The 15,360-nt window shown below is 67.4% G+C and carries 14 protein-coding genes; 6 read left to right on the top strand and 8 right to left on the bottom strand.

All coding sequences use genetic code 11. The annotated features are described in order from the left end of the window. The first annotated feature begins 32 nt into the window (after window positions 1–32). On the top strand, window positions 33–362 hold the full coding sequence (locus AC3WT0_RS10590) for an antibiotic biosynthesis monooxygenase family protein (RefSeq protein ID WP_492753494.1): 330 nt from the start codon (window positions 33–35) through the stop codon (window positions 360–362). Next, window positions 359–1,642 carry an MFS transporter gene (locus AC3WT0_RS10585; protein ID WP_492753492.1) on the top strand — a complete coding sequence of 428 codons (1,284 nt, stop codon included), beginning with the start codon at window positions 359–361 and terminating at the stop codon, window positions 1,640–1,642. The genes AC3WT0_RS10590 and AC3WT0_RS10585 overlap by 4 nt, the downstream gene beginning before the upstream one ends. Here AC3WT0_RS10585 and AC3WT0_RS10580 read toward each other — a convergent pair. Next, window positions 1,611–3,899 carry a CDC48 family AAA ATPase gene (locus AC3WT0_RS10580; RefSeq protein WP_492753491.1) on the bottom strand — a complete coding sequence of 763 codons (2,289 nt, stop codon included), beginning with the start codon at window positions 3,897–3,899 and terminating at the stop codon, window positions 1,611–1,613. The two genes, AC3WT0_RS10585 and AC3WT0_RS10580, sit on opposite strands and share 32 nt — an antisense overlap. Window positions 3,900–4,215: 316 nt before the next feature. On the opposite strand from AC3WT0_RS10580, the gene AC3WT0_RS10575 reads away from it, so the two are divergent. Continuing rightward, complete coding sequence (locus AC3WT0_RS10575; protein ID WP_492753489.1) at window positions 4,216–5,094, top strand: LysR substrate-binding domain-containing protein; 879 nt, start codon at window positions 4,216–4,218, stop codon at window positions 5,092–5,094. Between the two features lie 62 nt (window positions 5,095–5,156). Here the strand turns inward: AC3WT0_RS10575 and AC3WT0_RS10570 are convergent, their stop codons facing one another. Beyond that, entirely contained in the window at window positions 5,157–5,609 is a 453-nt protein-coding gene (locus AC3WT0_RS10570; protein WP_492753488.1) for a peptidylprolyl isomerase, read from the bottom strand. Between the two features lie 171 nt (window positions 5,610–5,780). On the opposite strand from AC3WT0_RS10570, the gene mgtE reads away from it, so the two are divergent. Both mgtE and AC3WT0_RS10560 read left to right on the top strand, forming a co-directional pair. Next, window positions 5,781–7,181, top strand: coding sequence for a magnesium transporter (gene mgtE, locus AC3WT0_RS10565; protein WP_492753487.1), 1,401 nt, complete (start codon window positions 5,781–5,783; stop codon window positions 7,179–7,181). A 52-nt stretch (window positions 7,182–7,233) separates the two neighbouring features. Further along, window positions 7,234–7,641, top strand: a complete 408-nt coding sequence (locus AC3WT0_RS10560) for a DUF1489 family protein (RefSeq protein ID WP_492753486.1) — start codon at window positions 7,234–7,236, stop codon at window positions 7,639–7,641. A gap of 197 nt (window positions 7,642–7,838) precedes the next feature. On the opposite strand, the gene AC3WT0_RS10555 is transcribed toward AC3WT0_RS10560, so the two are convergent. The 6 genes from AC3WT0_RS10555 to AC3WT0_RS10530 all read right to left on the bottom strand — a co-directional run bounded on the left by AC3WT0_RS10555 (window position 7,839) and on the right by AC3WT0_RS10530 (window position 13,531). Further along, entirely contained in the window at window positions 7,839–8,549 is a 711-nt protein-coding gene (locus tag AC3WT0_RS10555; protein WP_492753485.1) for a GIN domain-containing protein, read from the bottom strand. Window positions 8,550–8,608: 59 nt separating this feature from the next. Further along, the gene (locus AC3WT0_RS10550) at window positions 8,609–9,343 is read right to left on the bottom strand and encodes a head GIN domain-containing protein (RefSeq protein ID WP_492753484.1); all 735 of its coding nucleotides are present in this window, start codon (window positions 9,341–9,343) and stop codon (window positions 8,609–8,611) included. A 130-nt stretch (window positions 9,344–9,473) separates the two neighbouring features. Then, window positions 9,474–10,016 (bottom strand): CarD family transcriptional regulator, encoded by a 543-nt coding sequence (locus AC3WT0_RS10545; protein WP_492753483.1) that lies wholly within the window; start codon window positions 10,014–10,016, stop codon window positions 9,474–9,476. Between the two features lie 227 nt (window positions 10,017–10,243). Then, window positions 10,244–10,582 carry a ferredoxin FdxA gene (gene fdxA / locus AC3WT0_RS10540; protein WP_492753482.1) on the bottom strand — a complete coding sequence of 113 codons (339 nt, stop codon included), beginning with the start codon at window positions 10,580–10,582 and terminating at the stop codon, window positions 10,244–10,246. Window positions 10,583–10,633: 51 nt separating this feature from the next. Further along, complete coding sequence (locus AC3WT0_RS10535) at window positions 10,634–10,936, bottom strand: RNA-binding S4 domain-containing protein (protein WP_492753481.1); 303 nt, start codon at window positions 10,934–10,936, stop codon at window positions 10,634–10,636. A 57-nt stretch (window positions 10,937–10,993) separates the two neighbouring features. Further along, window positions 10,994–13,531: a helicase-related protein gene (locus tag AC3WT0_RS10530; protein ID WP_492753480.1), complete on the bottom strand. Its 2,538-nt coding sequence runs from the start codon at window positions 13,529–13,531 to the stop codon at window positions 10,994–10,996. A gap of 214 nt (window positions 13,532–13,745) precedes the next feature. On the opposite strand from AC3WT0_RS10530, the gene AC3WT0_RS10525 reads away from it, so the two are divergent. Beyond that, entirely contained in the window at window positions 13,746–15,227 is a 1,482-nt protein-coding gene (locus tag AC3WT0_RS10525; protein WP_492753479.1) for a M23 family metallopeptidase, read from the top strand. The last annotated feature ends 133 nt before the right edge of the window (window positions 15,228–15,360 follow it).

Raw genomic sequence — 15,360 nt, 5'->3', positions numbered from 1 at the left:
AGACCGGGCCGCAAAAGGAGGATCGGGGCGAATTGGCGAGCAGCGAGATCAGCGCGGGTACGGCGGCGGTCATCTTCATCTCGACCCGCAACGACGCCGATCCCCAGGGCTATGCCGAGGCGGCGGACGCGATGGAAAAGCTCGCTGCGGGACAACCCGGCTATCTTGGCATCGAGAGCGTTCGCGACGACGATCGGCGCGGCATCACGATCAGCTATTGGCGGGACGAGACGGCCGCGATCGCCTGGCGCGATCATCCCGACCATGCGGCGGTGCGCGAGAAAGGGCGCGCGCTCTGGTATGACGATTGCCACACCATCGTCACCAGCGTGACGCGCGCCTATCGCTGGACGCGCGCATGAAGGTGGCGCGCAAGATCGATCGCGATTTCAGCCTGCTGTTCGTCGTGATGCTGACGATCGCAGCAGGCAATACGGCCTTGCAATCCGTTCTTCCCGCGCTCGGCCGATCGCTCCACGTCCCCGACAGCGCGGTGGCGCTCGCCTTCTCGGTATCGGCGCTGGTCTGGGTATTGGCGGCGCCGGTCTGGGCGCGCCGATCGGAGTTTCGCGGGCGCAAGCGCATGGTCGCGCTCGGCATCGCCGGGTTTACTGTATCGGTGACGCTGTGCGGGCTCTTTCTTGCCGCCGGCGTGCTTGGCTGGATCGGCGGTACCGCGACGCTCGGCGCCTTCATTTGCGCGCGAATGATCTATGGCGGCTTCGGCGCCGCAGCGCCGCCGGCCGCGCAGGCGATCGTTGTGTCGCACACCAGCCGCGAGGAACGCACCAAGGCGCTGACCCTGCTTGCCTCCGCCTTCGGCCTCGGCACGATCCTCGGCCCCGCATTCGCGCCCTTCTTCGTATTGCCGGTGATAGGGTTGGCCGGCCCTGCGCTCGTCTTCGCTGCGTTCGGCGGCGTGGTGCTGATCCTCGTCATGCGCTTCCTGTCCGACGATCCGCCCGACGGCCACAGCCATGGCGCGGCGACCAGCTATCCCTCGATCGGCGGCGAAGGCACGGGCGCCAGCATCGTCGCCGCCACGGCCGAAGGGCAGCGCGGATCGATCGCGCTGACCGACCGGCGCATCTGGCCGTGGATGATCGTCGGCCTCGTCTCGGGCCATGCGCAGGCGATGACCGGGCAGGCAATCGGCTTTCTCGTCATCGACAGGCTCGGCCTGCCCCCCGTCGCCGCGCAGGAAGCGATCGGCATCGTGCTGATGACCGGCGCTGGCGCGACGCTGCTCGCCCAATGGGGGATCATCCCGCTGCTCGATCTGAGCCCGCGCAACCTCGTCTTCTGGGGTGGCGCGGCCGCGGCGATCGGCTGCGTGATGGTCGGCCTGTCGACATCGCTTTACGCGATATCGGTCGCGATGGGGATCGCATCGATCGGCTTCGGCTTCCTGCGCCCCGCCTTCACGGCGGGCGCCTCGCTTGCCGTCGGTGTCGAGGATCAGGCGGCCGTCGCTGGACGCACGACATCGGTCAACGGCGCGGCCTTCGTGCTCGGTCCGTCGATCGGCGTCGGCCTTTATGAGGCGTGGGGGCCGCTCCCCTATCTGGTCGCGGCCGCCGCACTGCTTTGCCTCACGCTCTACGCCGCGTTCAGTCTGCGCCCTTCGGCCCGCGCGGGCTGAGCATCCCCGGCGCGATGAAGCCGATCGTCTCGATCCCGCGCGCTTCCTGCTTCAGCTTCGCCGCGATCTGCGCATATTCGCGCTCGAGCTCGGGCGTCACCGAGGCGCGCGTATCGTTGAGCGCATCCTCGAAATCGGCCATCGTCACCTGCGACACGTCGAGCGAATTGCGCAAGGCGTTGAGACCGGCGCGACGCACCAGATCCTCCAGATCCGCGCCCGTGAAGCGCGAGGTTTTCGCCGCCATCGCATCGAGATCGACGTCGGGCGCCAACGGCATGCGCTGGGTATGGATGCCCAGGATGCGCCGTCGCCCGCCTTCGTCAGGCACGCCGACATAGATAAGCTCGTCGAGCCGCCCCGGCCGCAGCAGCGCAGGATCGATCAGATTGGGCCGGTTGGTCGCACCGATGACGACCACTGATTGCAATTCCTCAAGCCCGTCCATCTCGGCCAGGATCGTGTTCACCACCCGCTCGGTCGCCTGCGGCTCGCCGAAGCCGCTGCCGCGTGCAGGCACGAGCGAATCCATCTCGTCGATGAAGATGACCGTCGGCGCCACCTGCCGCGCGCGCGCGAACAGCCGGGCGATCTGCTGCTCGCTTTCGCCATACCATTTGGACAGGAGGTCGCTCGACTTAGTGGCGATGAAGTTCGCCTCCGCCTCGCGCGCCACGGCCTTGGCGAGCAGCGTCTTGCCGGTGCCCGGTGGGCCATAGAGGAGGAAGCCCTTGGCCGGGCGAATGCCCAGCCGCCGGAAGGCGTCGGGATTCTTGAGCGGCAGTTCTACGCCTTCGCGCAGGCGTTCGCGCGCATCGTCGACCCCGCCGACATCGTCCCAGCGGACCGTCGGCTTCTGGACCATCACCTCGCGCATCGCCGAAGGCTGGACGCGCTTGAGCGCCTCGACGAAGTCCTCGCGCGTTACCGAGAGTGCATCGAGCACTTCGGGCGGGATCACCCGTTCCTGGAGGTCGAGCCGCGGCATGATCCGCCGGACGGCCTCGATCGCGGCTTCGCGCGCGAGCGCCGCCAGATCGGCGCCGACGAAGCCGAAGGTGGTGCGCGCCAGCTCGTCCAGATCCACCTTGTCGCCCAGCGGCATGCCGCGCGTGTGGATGGCGAGAATCTCGCGACGGCCACGTTCGTCCGGTACGCCGACGATGATCTCGCGATCGAAGCGGCCGGGACGGCGCAGCGCCTCGTCGACGGCCTCGGGGCGATTGGTGGCGGCGATCACGACCAGATTGGCGCGCGCCTCCAGCCCGTCCATCAGTGTCAGCAGCTGCGCGACCAGCCGCTTCTCGGCTTCGCCCGTCACCTGCCCGCGCTTGGGCGCGATCGAATCGATCTCGTCGATAAAGACGATCGAAGGCGCATTCTGCGTCGCCTGCTCGAACACGTCGCGCAGCGCCTTTTCGCTCTCGCCGTAAGCCGATCCCATGATTTCGGGACCATTGATGAGGAAGAATTCGGCGTCGCTTTCATTGGCCACCGCACGCGCAAGCCGCGTCTTGCCCGTTCCGGGCGGGCCGTGAAGCAGAACGCCCTTGGGCGGATCGACGCCAAGGCGCTGGAACAGCTCAGGATAGCGCAGCGGCAGCTCGACCATCTCGCGCAGCTGATCGATCGTCGTGCCCAGCCCGCCGATATCGTCGTAAGTCACGTCGGCCCGGCGCGCTTCCTTCGGCTCCTCATATTCGGGGCGAAGCTCGACCTCGGTATGCTCGTCGATATGCACGATGCCCTTGGGAACCGTCGCGACCACGACCAGCCTGATTTCCTGCAGGGCATAGGCCGGCGCGGCGAGCATCTGCCGGACCTGGGGCGGCACGTTCTGCTGCTGGTGCCCCGCCGTCGCGACGACGTCGCCCGCACTCAATGGGCGGCCGAAGAAGGTGCGCTTGAGCGCTTCCGACGATCCCTGAAGCCGCAGATTCTGCTGGGCGGGCGCAAAGACGACGCGCTGCGCCGCCTTCGATTCGACCTTGCGCAGCGACACGAAATCGCCCGAGCCAACGCCGGCATTGGCGCGCTGGAGGCCGTCGAGGCGAAGAATCTCCAGCCCTTCGTCTTCGCCATAGGGAAGTACGGCGCGCGCAGCAGTCGATCGCTTGCCGACGATCTCGACGACATCGCCTTCCTGAAGGCCCAGCTCCGTCATCACCGCGCGCGGCACGCGCGCCAGCCCGCGACCGCTATCCTCGGGCCGCGCATTCGCGACCTGGAGCTTCCTGCCTTCGTCGCTGTCAGCCATCCGCTTCCTGTCTCCTGACCATTGAGGCAGGAACATAGGAAAGCGCGAACGCCGTTGCGACCCCTCTCGGCCACGAACCGACGAAGGTCAAAAAAAGGGCCGATCCCGAAGGACCGGCCTGGAAAGTTTTAGGAGAGGATGCCTGAAAGGCCCGATCTTTGTGCGCTGCGGCGCATGTTTGTGCAAGTGCGAAATAACAATTCACTCTTGCAAAAATTGCAATCAGCGCAGACACTAGCCGCGTTGGAAATGTGGGCTTCCGCATTTCCATCTTCCGGCTAGACTTTGCCGTGCGTTGCACAAGGGACGGGGGACGATGCGGCGATTGCCACCGCTTACCGCGATCGAAGCGTTTGTTCAGGTCGCGCGGCTGGGTTCGGTCAAGGCGGCTGCGGAGGAGCTTGCCCTGTCTTCGCCCGCGCTCAGCCGGCGCGTCCAGGCGCTCGAGCGATTCGTCGGGCGCCCGCTTTTCGATCGCGGCCATCAGTCGATCCGGCTCAATGCCGACGGCGATCGCTTCCTCGAGGCGATCGCCCCGCCGATCGACGCGCTGAGCGATGCGATCGAGGCGCTGACCAGCCAGACCGAGCTGCTCCGCCTGCGCCTCGGCATCCTGCCGCTCTTCGCGTCGCAGCGCCTCTTCCCGCGTCTCGGCGATCTGCGCGCACGGCATCCCGAACTGCACATCGATATCGATACCGGCGCGCATGCGGTGAGCCGGCTGGGCGACGGGCTGGACGTGGCAATCCCGCTCGCGCGCGAGATCGATCCGATTCTCTATGCCCACCGGCTCGATCGCAACCGCGTCTTCCCGATCGCGGCGCGCGCGCTGACCGAGGGGCCGAATGCGATTCGGACGCCCGCCGATCTGGCGCGCGTCACCGTGTTCCTGCACCGCGACATGCCCGATAATTTCAGCGCGTTTCGCGAGGCCGTCGGCCTGCCCAATCTGGAGCCGCTGGCGACCGACCATTTCGATTCAGGGCAATTGATGCTCGACGCCGCGGCAGCGGGGCTCGGCGTAGCCTTCATGCTCGAAAGCCATTTGCAGGATTCGCGCGACGACCGGCTCGTCCGGCTCTTCGAAAGCGATGTCGAGAGCCCCTACAGCTACTGGTTCGTCTGCCGCCCCCGCGCACTCGAGACGCGGCCCGTCCGACTATTCCACGATTGGCTGGTCAGCGCGTTTCGCTGAACGGGCCATCCTGGCAGATAGAAAGGGCCCGACACGGCAACACCGCATCGGGCCTCATAAATTCAGGCAACCGTCGCCTTGACGATCTTGCCGGGCGTGCGCGGCGGCTCGCCCTTGGGGAGCGCGTCGACATGCTCCATGCCTTCGATCACTTCGCCCCAGACGGTGTACTGGCGATCGAGGAAGCGCGCGTCGTCGAAGCAGATGAAGAACTGGCTGTTCGCGCTGTTCGGGTCCATCGTCCGCGCCATCGAGCAGACGCCGCGCACGTGCGGCTCGTCGCTGAATTCCTGCTTCAGATTGGGCTTCGAGGAGCCGCTGGTGCCGGTGCCGGTGGGATCGCCGCCCTGCGCCATGAAGCCGTCGATCACGCGGTGGAACACCACGCCATCGTAGAAGCCTTCGCTCGCCAGCTCGGTGATCCGCGCGACATGGTTGGGCGCGAGATCGGGGCGCAGCTTGATCACGACGTCGCCCGTGTCGAGCGAGAAGGTCAGGGTTTCGGCGTCGGCCATTTCAGTCTCCTGAGGATGCGGATGAATCGGGCTCCATATAGGCCCGGATGCGCGCGATGGAAGGCGATTGCCTCCGGCAAGGCGCTTGCCTAAGAGTTTGGCCCAAGAGTTCGACCGAGCGCCCCGGCGCGTCTTCATCAACGTCGCGGGATTCGGGAAGGGAGCGCCGCAATGAGCGAAAGCGAAATTGCCGCCGTCGAATCCGCCGAAGACAGCCATGACGACGAAGACCGGCTGAAGCCCGAATTCGTCCGCGCGGTTCTCGATTGCGTAGAGGCCGGCGACCAGGAAGGCGCCCGCGCGCTCGTCGCCCCGCTCCACCCGGCCGACATCGCCGACCTTTTCGAGCTGGTTCCCGCCGAGGAGCGGCAGGCGCTGGCAACGGCGCTCGCCGAGATGCTCGACGCCGACGTGTTCGCCGAGATGAACGACTGGGTGCGCGACGAGCTGATCGAAGAGCTCGACGCCAACCAGGTCGCGGACATTGCCGGCCAGCTCGACACCGACGACGCGGTCGCGATCATCGCCGATCTGGAGGAGGACGAGCAGCGCGCCGTCCTCCGCGCGCTCGACCCCGACGATCGCGCCGCGATCGAGGAAGCGCTGAGCTTCCCCGAAGAATCCGCCGGCCGCCTGATGCAGCGCGAGCTGATCGCGGTGCGCGAGCATATGACGGTGGGCGACCTGCTCGACTATCTGCGCTCGAACGAGGATCTGACGACCGACTTCTGGGAAGTTTTCGTCGTCGATCCCGCGCACCGCCCGGTCGGCACGCTGAAGCTGAGCTGGGTGCTGCGCACGCCGCGCAACATCGAACTGTCCGACGTCATGCAGCGCGAGCAGACGCTGATCCCGGTCGACATGGACCAGGAGGAAGTCGCGCTGCGCTTCCAGAAATACGGCCTGATCTCGGCGGCCGTGGTCGATCAGGCGGGCCGCCTCGTCGGCATGATCACCGTCGACGACATTCTCCACATCGTCCAGGAGGAAGCCGGCGAGGACGTGCTAAAACTGTCGGGCGCGGGCGAAGGTGACATTAACCAGCCCATCCGCCTGACCGTAAGGACGCGCCTGACCTGGCTGATTGTGAACCTTGGCACGGCGATGATCGCGGCCTCGGTGGTCGGCGCCTTCCAGGGCACGATCGCCCATTTCGCGCTGCTCGCGGTGCTGATGCCGATCGTATCGGGCATGGGCGGCAACGCCGGCACGCAGACGCTGGCGGTGGTCGTGCGCGCGCTGGCGACCAACCAGCTGACCAGTTCCAACACCGTGCGGATGATCCTGCGCGAGCTGCGCATCGCCGCCGCCAACGGCGCCGCGTTGGGGCTGCTGATCGGTTGCGGCACCTTCGTCCTGTTCGGCAATGTCAGCCTTGCCGTGGTCATCGCCCTCGCCATGATCATCAACAATCTGGTCGCAGGCCTTGCGGGCGTAATGGTCCCCGTGGGGCTGGAAAAGGCGGGCGCCGACCCCGCCGTGTCATCGGCGGTGTTCGTGACGATGATGACCGACGTGATGGGCTTCTTCAGCTTCCTCGGCCTTGCGACCCTGTGGGGGCTTGGAGGCTGAAGTTAGGAAGGCTGAGGCTTGATCGGCCCCGCGCCCTTCCCAAATCCCCGTCATGTCGGAACTTCACATCACCAAGGTCGCGGTCGGCTGCACCAGCCTCGACATGCTCGCCGAGCGGATCGCGGCGCGGGCGCATAATTTCGTCGCCGAAGTCACCACGCGCAACCGCCCGACGCGCCATGCCGAGCTGATCGGCGGATCGCTGTTCTGGATCATCAAGCACCGGCTGGTCGCGCGGCAGGAGATCGTCGGCTTCGAGCAGGCCGAGGACAGCAAGCGCTGGATCATCCGCCTCGACGCGCGGCTGACTCCCGTTCGCCCGCACCCGCGCCGCGCGCATCAGGGCTGGCGCTATCTGCACGCCAGCGACGCACCGCCCGATTTCGACGCGAGCGAGGGCGACCTTGCCGATCTGCCGCAATCGGTGCGCGACGAGTTGGCTGCGCTGGCGCTGATCTAGCTAATTCAGGCCGGGCAGCGTCACGCTGGTCGCTGTAGGGAATGGCGGAAAAGTGGGATTCCGGTCTCTGGAAGTTGGCAAAGTTGACAGGCTGGAGCGGTCTTCTCAACGTCCGAGCACGAGCGATGTCAAAGAGCGGACGCTGCGCGCCGTTTGCCCTTATAGCAGGTCGCCGGCGCTGTAGGACAGCATGACGGTCAGCGCTTCGCCCCGCACAGGAGATTACCCGATCCCTGCGAGGTGATCGCGCAGGCGGGTCCGCCGAGGACTGTGACGTCGCCCGTGCCGCTGACATTGCCCTTGGCGCTGTTCGACGCCGCGATCGTCACGGCCGCGCCGCCCTGGCTGTTGAGTTCGAGATCGTTGGCGCTGAACGCAGCCGCATCGACAGTGCCGCTGCCCCGGAAAGTCGCGGTCGCCGCCTTGGCGGTGCCGGCGACACGCAGCACGCCGGTGCCCGCCATCACCAGATCGGCGCGATCGGCATCGATGCGGTCGACGATGACGCTGCCCGCGCCTTCGACACCCACGCTGACCTTGGCCCCGCGCATCCTGTCGATGCCGAGCGAACCGCTGCCCGAGACGCGTGCGGTGGTCAGCCCCGGCGTGGTGAGCGCGATCCTGATCGGCCCTGCCTTGGCGTCCGAAAAACCGCCCCATGCCTGCCCGCTTGACCTGATGCGCAGCGTCTGGCCGTCGACCGTCAGCGAAAGCGCATCGAGCCCGCGCAGATCGCCCGTCGCGCGCGCCGACACTGCACGCCCGGTCTTCACCGTCACGGCATAAGGGCCCTCGACGATGATGCGATCGAACGACGTGATGCCGATGTTGCGATCGGCAGCGTGCGCCGGCGCCAGAGCGAACAGGGCAGCGAGGAGCGCGGCGGGCGCGGAAGCGGCGGTCTTCATGATCGGGCGATCATGCAGCGCGCCGCCGCCCCCGGCAATGGCGTTTCAGCCCCGGCGGCTCAGCCGCCGCAGCGGACCGAGCCCGAACCCATCTTGGTCACCGAGCATTTGGCGCTGCCGAGAATGTCGACATCGCCCGATCCCATGATCGAGACGCTGGCGGCGCCGTTGACGCCGGCCTTCACATTGCCCGAACCGGCGACGCTGATCTTGGCCTGATCGCTCTTCAGCGCGCCGGCATCGACATCCCCCGATCCCGCGATCGAGACATTGACCGAGGTCGCGGCGCCGCCGACGGTGATGTTGCCCGAGCCGGCGACGTCGAAGGAGGCGCTGCGCGTCTCCAGGCTGGCGAGGCGGAGATTGCCCGATCCGGCGACCGCGCCGGCAAAGGCATCGGCGCGCGCGCGATCGACGCTGAGATCGCCCGAACCGGCGACCGCCGCGCCGTTGATGCGCGGCAGCGTGACCGTGACGATCGCATTGCCGTGGCGGCCGCCGCCGAGATCGATCCAGCCGCTGTTGCGCTTGCGCCCGACATGGAGCTTGCCACCGCGCACCTCGATCTCGAGCCGGTCGAGCACGGCGCTGTCGCCCGTCGCGGTCACCGATTCCTTGCCACCGACCTTGACGACGACATTGTCCGACCCGGCAAGCTCGACCCGGTCGAAGCCGGTAGCGGCGAAGCTGCGCGTCTCCTGATGTCCGCTTGCCTTGGTGCTGCTGCCGCCCGCATTGCAGGCGGTGGTGGCGAAAAGGCCGGCAAGGATCGTCGCGGTGGCGGCAAAGCGCATGGCATGTCTCCTGATACTGTATTGCATATCTAATACAGTATCGCAGCCGGTGCGTCCAGATGCAAATATGGCAGACGCAAAAAGGGCGGCCCCGACGGGACCGCCCCTCTTGTTCGTACCACCGGGAAGATCAGGCCTCGACGGCCGGTTCCTTCGCCTTGTTGTGGATGGCGGCGGCCTTGTTGAGGATCTCGAGGATCTTCTCCATCGCCTTGGGCTCGTCCACCTGCTCCATCGCGGCGAGCTCGCGCGCGAGGCGGCTGGCGGCGCCTTCGAAGATCTGGCGCTCCGAATAGCTCTGTTCGGGCTGGTCGTCGGCACGGAACAGGTCGCGCACCACCTCGGCGATCGACACGAGGTCGCCCGAGTTGATCTTCGCTTCATATTCCTGGGCGCGGCGCGACCACATGGTGCGCTTTACCTTGGGCTTGCCCTTCAGCGTCTGGAGCGCTTCCTGAAGCGTCTTGTCCGACGAGAGCTTACGCATACCGACGCTTTCGGCCTTGTTCGTCGGCACGCGGAGCGTCATGCGCTCCTTCTCGAAGCGAAGGACGTAGAGCTCAAGGCTGATCCCGGCGATTTCCTGGCTTTGCAGTTCGACCACGCGGCCGACACCATGCTTGGGATAAACGACATAATCACCGACATCGAAGCTCAGCGCCTTTGCAGCCATGCTTTGCGACCTTTCTCTACAGGGACAGCCCCCACGGCGCCGCGATCGTCCCGAAAAGCCGGGCGTCAGCAACCTGTGGAGGTTATGGGACTAGTCTTAGCCTTCCTTAGCGGATGAGGAACATCCGTTGCGAACGAGGACGCTTTTAACAGATTCGCAACAAAATTACCAGCCCCGCGTGCAGGGCTGGTGCAAGACGATCCGATAATGTCGATTGTCGAGAGGCTTCAGTCGCCCTGACCGGGTTCGGGCGAGAAATATTTCTCATACTTGCCCTCTTCGCCCTTATGCTCGTCGGCATCGGCGGGCGCGCCGCGCGCGCGCGTGATATTAGGCCACTGCGCCGAGAAAGTGGCGTTGAGTTCGAGCCACTGTTCAAGACCATTTTCGGTATCGGGCAGAATCGCCTCGGCCGGACATTCGGGCTCGCAGACGCCGCAGTCGATGCACTCGCTGGGATTGATCACCAGCATGTTATCGCCTTCGTAGAAGCAGTCGACCGGACAGACTTCGACGCAGTCCATATATTTGCAGCGGATGCAGGCGTCGGTGACGACATAGGTCATGATATTCAGCTCCCGGAACTGCGCCCTCGCTATGTCGGCTCCCGATGAAGGTCAATCACCTGCGCGTTGCTGCAAGTCATTCTCATGACCCGGCGACAGATCGTCATAGCAGAGACATGCATCATCGGCCGCGCCGCGCCGCGCCGGAAGCGCGGTCACCCGGATGATGCGGACGCGGCCATGCAACGGAAAACTCAGCACATTGCCGACACGCACCGTGGCATGGGCGCGATCGACGACGCGCCCGTCGATCCGCATATGACCGGCCTCGGCGAGGGCCTGCGCCAAGCCTCGCGTCTTCGCCAGCCGCACGAACCACAGGAACAGATCGAGCCGGATCGTAGCGTTGGTCATAAGCGAATGCGTTTCCAACGCATTCGAGGCGGCACCGGGCCGCTCCTCCACCCGGACTCAGCGGCCATGCTGCACGAGATCGGCGAGGCCGGCGAAGGCATTGCCGGGGCGTGACGGCGCGTCCTTGCGCGGGTGGCGGCGCGGCGACCAGGCCCAGCTCTGCGGCGCGCCTTCCGCACCCGGCGCGGGCCGAAAACCGAGCGCCTCCATCAGCCGCGCGAGCGACGCGGGCGCCAGCCCCATCGATGTCGCGAGCGAGGGATCGGGCGCGAAGGGGCGGCGTCCGTCGCGCGCATCATGCGCGGCGCGGGCGATGCGTTCCGCAAGATCGACGCGCAGCATCTGCTTGCCGAGCATGCGGAAACCGGCTGGCGCGACGCGCGGATCGACGGCGAGCAGAGCAACCCCGGCAGGCGGCATCGCCGGCAGCAGCGCGCCGCTGCGCGCCGCCTCCAGCGCGAGGCGCCAGCGCATCGGCTCCGGCTTGAGCAGCGCGGACGCGAATATATCGAGCGCGCCGATGCTGATGCCGATCCGCCGCGCCTGATGCCGTGCCGCCTTGTCGAGCCCGGCAACGGCATCGTCGACGAGCGGACGAGCGATCACCCCGCCATTCTCGCCGAGCGGCGCGAACAGCGCGCGGAGCGCAGGCGCGACTTCGGGATCGCGTGCGCCCGCGATGATGCGCGCCAGCGGGGCGAGCAACTGCGCGACCCTTGCGGCAAGCCAGCGCTCCAGCCGCGCCTCGATCGCCAGACGCTGCGCCTCGGGCAGCGCGGCGATCGGCCGGTCGAGCCTGATGCGCGGCGCGAGCAGCGCCTTGCCCTTTTCGAGGCGTGCGACCTCCAGACCGCGCCAGCGGATCACCGGCGCCTGCCCTGCCTCCGTGACCAGCGCGAAACCATCGTCGCCGTCCGCCGCGAGCAGGCGCGCACGTTCGGCGCGCTCGCCCGCCAGCCGGCGTTCGGCGGCGGCAAGCAGCTTGCGATGATCGGCGGCGCGCGCCTCGGGCAGCGCGCGGAAGGCGAAGCCGGTCAGCGATCCGATCGGCTCGTCATCGACGCGCACTTCGCCTTCGGCACTGACCGTCACCGGCAGCAGCGCGGAGTCCGCACCGACCTCGCGCATCAGCACCGTCGTCCGCCGATCGACGAAGCGCTGGGTGAGCCCGGCATGGAGCGCGTCGGACAGCTTTTCCTCCAGCGCGCGCGTTCGTTCGGCCCAATGGGCGGGATCGGCGAGCCAGTCCGCCCGGTGCGCGATATAGGCCCAGCTTCGCGCCGCCGCGATCCGCCCGGCGATCGTCTCGACATCGCCCGATACGCTGTCGAGCCGCGCAATCTCCTCGGCGAACCATGTGTGCGGAATATGCGCGTCGCCCTCGCTCAGCGCGCGGAATATGCGCGCGACGAAGCGGCTGTGCTGGTCGACGCCGGACTTGCGGAAATCGGGGAGCGAGCAAGCCGCCCATAACCGGCGCACCATCGCGGCACCCCGCGCGCGATCGCGCACCCAATCCTCGGCGGCGAGCTGCTTGAGCACGGCGAGATCGGTCGCCTGCGGCGCGGCACGCAGCACGGGGCGATCGGGCCGGCGCTCGAGCGCGTCGATCAGCGCATCGAGGCTCGACATGTCGGGATCCCCGTCGCGCCAGTAGAGATGATCGAGCGGGGGAAAGCGGTGCGCCTCGATCGCCTCGATCTCCTCGGGCGCGAACATGTCGTGCCCGGTCAGCGTGCCGAAGGTGCCGTCGCGCTGGTGGCGGCCAGCGCGCCCGGCGATCTGCGCCATTTCGGCGAGCGTCAGCCGGCGCTGCCGCCGCCCGTCGAACTTGGCGAGCGAGGCGAAGGCGACATGCGCCACATCCATGTTGAGCCCCATGCCGATCGCGTCGGTCGCGACCAGATAATCGACCTCGCCGGCCTGGAACATCGCGACCTGCGCATTGCGCGTGCGCGGCGACAATGCGCCCATCACCACCGCCGCGCCGCCGCGCAGGCGGCGCAGCATTTCGGCGACGGCGTAGACTTCCTCGGCCGAGAAGGCGACGATCGCCGAACGCTTGGGCAGGCGGGAGAGCTTCTTCACGCCCGCATAGCTGAGCGTCGAGAAGCGGGGACGCGCGATGATCTCCGCATCGGGGAGCAGCGCGCGCAGCATCGGCCGCAGCGAATCCGATCCGAGGATCAGCGTCTCCTCTCGCCCCCGCGCGCGCAGCAGGCGATCGGTGAAGACATGCCCCCGCTCGGGATCGGCGCCGAGCTGCGCCTCGTCGATCGCGACGAAAGCAACATCGCGCGGCATTTGCCGGTCGCTTCCGGCCTCCGGCCCTGCGCTAAGCGGCATGCTCTCGGCGGTGCAGAGGAAATAGCGCGCCTTGGGCGGCAGGATCTTTTCCTCGCCGGTGATCAGCGCGACATGCTCGACGCCCTTGATCGCGACCACCCGGTCATAGACCTCGCGCGCAAGCAGGCGCAGCGGAAAGCCGATCATCCCGCTCGAATGACCGCACATGCGCTCGACGGCGAGGTGGGTCTTGCCGGTGTTGGTAGGCCCAAGCACCGCCGCCACGGGCGAGGACGCGAACAGACTCATGCGTGAATAGATCGGGGAAGCTGAAGGCGAGCGCAACCATTTGCGATGAGTGTTGGGGGGAGCGGGCCGGTGCCGCCCTCAAACAGCATCCGCTCGTCGCGTGCGCGCCGCGGCCCGCCGCCTGTTAGTTTGACTTTAACCCTGAATGGCCACAGTCCTTCGCCGGGCGCCGCGAAAAGCGCGGCCGGGGATTTTCCGGGGACATTTCTTAGCTTTGTTCCAGCGTCAGGACATCGGGATCGGCTCGGCCGGAGGCGCAGCCTATGCGCCGTCGCCGGCATTCGGCCGCAAGCCGGCGCGGGTTTCGCCCTTCGACCCCTTCCACGGCCGCTTCGCCAATATCGACCTCGTTCCCGATCTGGGCGCGCGCATCGGATCGCGCGACTGGTGGCGCGGCCTTGCGACGCTCATCGTATTGTGCGGCAGCGCGATCGCCATGGCGCCCGACCTGAACGAAACGGTGCCCGGCGCGATGCCCGCGCCGATGACGCACCCGCAATGGGAAGAGGCGCGCGCCTTGTCCGTCGCGCCGCTCGCCTGGGGTGGCGACACCGGCCGCCGCATGGCCGCCAACCAGTTCGTCCAGCCGCTCGCCGACACGCCCGAGCGCCCTTCGATCGAACTCAGCGCGACGCTGGGCCAGGGCGACGGCTTCGCCCGCGTGCTCGAACGCGCAGGCGTCGGCGACGACGAGGCGCGCAAGGTGGCGTCGATGGTCGAAGGCGCGGTGCCGCTCGGCGACCTCGTCGCGGGAACGCGGCTCGACCTGACGCTCGGCCGCCGCGCCAATCGCGATATCGCCCGCCCGCTCGACGCGCTTGCCTTCCGCGCCCGGTTCGACCTGCGCCTCGCGGTCGAGCGGGTCGATGGCGCGCTGCATATCCGCAAGATCCCGATCGCCGTCGACAACACGCCGCTGCGTATCCAGGGCGTGGTCGGCGACAGCCTCTATCGTTCGGCGCGCGCTGCGGGTGCGCCCGCGACGGTCGTCGAGGCCTATCTGCGCGCGGTCGCAACCAAGATGCCGGTCGAATCGATCGGATCGGGCGCGACGTTCGACATCATCATGGAGCATCGCCGCGCCGAGACGGGCGAGACGCAGACGGGCAAACTGCTTTATGCGGGCGTGGCGCAGAACAAGCGCCAGCTCCGCCTGCTCGGATGGGACGAGGGTGGCCGCACCGACTGGTTCGACGCCGCCGGCGTCGGCGAGCGCAAAGGGCTGATGGCGCGCCCGGTGCAAGGCCGCCAGACCTCGAGCTTCGGCATGCGCCTCCACCCGCTGCTCGGTTACAGCCGCATGCATCAGGGCGTCGATTTCGGCGCGGCCTACGGCACGCCGATCCACGCGGCGGCCGACGGCGTCGTCAGCTTCGCCGGCCGGCATGGCGGCCACGGTAATTTCGTCCAGCTCCGCCATTCGGGCGGGATCGGCACCGGCTATGCGCATATGAGCCGGATCGCCGCGCACGTCGGCGAGCGCGTGCGCCAGGGCCAGGTGATCGGCTATGTCGGATCGACGGGCCTCTCGACCGGGCCGCATCTCCACTATGAACTCTACCGCAACAATGTCGCGGTGAACCCGCTGTCGGTGAAGTTCACTGAGTCCGCGCAGCTGACCGGCCAGGCACTGCAGGCCTTCAAGGCCAGGCTCAGCCGCCTGCTGTCGATCCACCCGGGCGCGGCGGGGCGCTGAGCGGCTGATCCGCTGGCGCGGATACGGTGCCGGCCCGCTCCCCCACCCGGCCTCCCACTCAATGTATCATCGATGGGAGGCCGGGTGGGGGCTGTCTCTTCTACCCATCTGACGCTGCCGACGAGTTGGATGA

This window comes from Sphingomonas sp. EU05-FHT14C10 (assembly GCF_058790595.1).
Note: the sequence above shows the minus strand (reverse complement) of the source record. Positions and strands in the feature narration are given on the sequence as shown.

Bases quoted from the DNA above. Each gene is read 5' to 3' on its own strand.
- AC3WT0_RS10585 (WP_492753492.1), top strand. From the start codon at position 359: ATGAAGGTGGCGCGCAAGATCGATCGCGATTTCAGCCTGCTGTTCGTC.
- AC3WT0_RS10580 (WP_492753491.1), bottom strand. From the start codon at position 3,899: ATGGCTGACAGCGACGAAGGCAGGAAGCTCCAGGTCGCGAATGCGCGG.
- AC3WT0_RS10575 (WP_492753489.1), top strand. From the start codon at position 4,216: ATGCGGCGATTGCCACCGCTTACCGCGATCGAAGCGTTTGTTCAGGTC.
- AC3WT0_RS10570 (WP_492753488.1), bottom strand. From the start codon at position 5,609: ATGGCCGACGCCGAAACCCTGACCTTCTCGCTCGACACGGGCGACGTC.
- mgtE (WP_492753487.1), top strand. From the start codon at position 5,781: ATGAGCGAAAGCGAAATTGCCGCCGTCGAATCCGCCGAAGACAGCCAT.
- AC3WT0_RS10560 (WP_492753486.1), top strand. From the start codon at position 7,234: ATGTCGGAACTTCACATCACCAAGGTCGCGGTCGGCTGCACCAGCCTC.
- AC3WT0_RS10555 (WP_492753485.1), bottom strand. From the start codon at position 8,549: ATGAAGACCGCCGCTTCCGCGCCCGCCGCGCTCCTCGCTGCCCTGTTC.
- AC3WT0_RS10550 (WP_492753484.1), bottom strand. From the start codon at position 9,343: ATGCGCTTTGCCGCCACCGCGACGATCCTTGCCGGCCTTTTCGCCACC.
- AC3WT0_RS10545 (WP_492753483.1), bottom strand. From the start codon at position 10,016: ATGGCTGCAAAGGCGCTGAGCTTCGATGTCGGTGATTATGTCGTTTAT.
- fdxA (WP_492753482.1), bottom strand. From the start codon at position 10,582: ATGACCTATGTCGTCACCGACGCCTGCATCCGCTGCAAATATATGGAC.
- AC3WT0_RS10535 (WP_492753481.1), bottom strand. From the start codon at position 10,936: ATGACCAACGCTACGATCCGGCTCGATCTGTTCCTGTGGTTCGTGCGG.
- AC3WT0_RS10530 (WP_492753480.1), bottom strand. From the start codon at position 13,531: ATGAGTCTGTTCGCGTCCTCGCCCGTGGCGGCGGTGCTTGGGCCTACC.